1 protein-coding gene is annotated in these 1,768 nt (G+C 59.8%); it reads right to left on the bottom strand.

Annotation, left to right across the window (positions count from 1 at the left end; all coding sequences use genetic code 11):
- The coding region (locus tag Q0341_RS13675) for a DEAD/DEAH box helicase (protein ID WP_299514381.1) at positions 1-1,457 on the bottom strand (1,457 nt) is incomplete at its 3' end.
- Between the last annotated feature and the right edge of the window lie 311 nt (positions 1,458-1,768).

Genomic DNA, 1,768 nt, shown 5'->3' on the forward strand with positions numbered 1-1,768 from the left:
CGTGTGTAGGCCTCGATGTCACCGATTTTGCGGCGGTCACGCATTTCTGCAAAGGTCACGGCCAGGCCATCGCGGCCGGCGCGGCCTGTACGGCCAATGCGGTGGGTGTAATCCTCGGCCTTCATCGGCAAGCCGAAGTTGAAAACGTGGGTGATGGTGGGCACGTCGATGCCGCGAGCAGCGACGTCTGTAGCGACCAAAATCTGGACCTGGCCATTGCGCAGCGCCATCAGGCGGCGGTTGCGCATGCCTTGGCTCAGGGCGCCGTGCAGGGCAACAGCCGAGAAGCCGTCTTGCTGCAGATCGGCCGCCAAGCCGTCGCACTCGATTTGGGTGCTGGAGAACACGATGGCTTGGTCGATAGTGGCGTCACGCAACCAGTGGTCCAGCATCTGGCGCTTGTGTTGGGCGTTGTCGGCCCAGAACAGCACCTGCTTGATGTTGTTGTGCTTTTCCTGGGGGTTGTCGATCTGGATTTTCTGGACCGAAGAACCGCCGTCGTGCATCACGCGCATGGCCAGTTGCTGAATGCGCGGCGCAAACGTGGCGCTGAACATCATGGTCTGGCGACGCTGGCTGGTCATGTCGTTGATGTCGGCCAAGTCGTCCGAGAAGCCCAGGTCGAGCATGCGGTCGGCTTCGTCCACCACCAAAAACTGCACTTGGTCCAGTTTAATTTGCATGGAGCGTTGCAGGTCGAGCAAACGACCAGGTGTGGCCACGACCAAGTTGGCGTTTTGCAATTTGGCAATTTGCAATTGGTAAGGAATGCCGCCGACCACGTTGGCCACGCGCAGACCGCGTGTGTGCTTGACCAGCTCGATGGCGTCTTGCGCCACCTGTTGGGCCAATTCACGGGTGGGGCAAACGATCAGGGCGCCGGGGGCGGGGGCCTTGAAATTGCGTGGGTTGGTGGGGTCTTTGCGCTTGGCGCGCTTGGGGGCGGGTTCGCCCTTGGCGGTGGCGTCGGCGCAGGCTTGGTCGAATTCGGCGCGCTCGGCAGCTTCTTGCTCGGCCATTTGCTGAATCAGGGTGTGCAGCACAGGCAGCAAGAAAGCGGCGGTTTTGCCGCTGCCGGTCTGGCTGGAGACCATCATGTCGGTGTAGCCATTGGACTTGCCGTCTTTGGAGCCGCCTGCAGTGGGCAAAGCCAAAGGAATGGTGCGCAATTGCACGGCGGTGGGCTGGGTGTAGCCCAGATCGGCCACGGCTTGCACCAGCTCAGGGGCCAGGCCCAATTCGACGAAACCGTTGGGCACGTCGGCGATGGCTTCAACTTCTTCGGTCACTTCGGTAGCGACTTCCGGTGCTGCATCGGGGGTGATTTCAGCCGCCGCAGCGACCATGATTTCGGTGGCCAGATTGGTCGGGGCGGTCTGTGCCGTGGACTCGGTGGCGATGGATGTGTTTTCGGCAGGCGACAAGTCGTCCTGCACTGTGTTCAAAGTGTCAGTCATGTGGTTCTATAAAGCTCGCACGGAACAACGGCCGCCAACAGAAAAACTGTTGCATTGGGCCGCAGGCACCGCAAGGTTGAAAAAACATCAACCATCAAACGGTGCTCGCGAGTGGCGCTTGGCATGAAGCCTGGCCGCTGTGAGTGACCCTATCGTTGGGTCAAGGCATGAAGGGAGATGTGTGAATCGCCGCACATCTGTGCAACGAGCCTGCGATTATGGCATGGATCAGAAAAAACCGCTAGGGTTTTCCCTGAAAAATCACAAGCGGATGAAATGCTCACGGTAATGGGCCAGCTCGTCAATGGATT

It is taken from the genome of uncultured Limnohabitans sp. (assembly GCF_937889215.1).
Lineage (GTDB): Bacteria > Pseudomonadota > Gammaproteobacteria > Burkholderiales > Burkholderiaceae_C > Limnohabitans_A.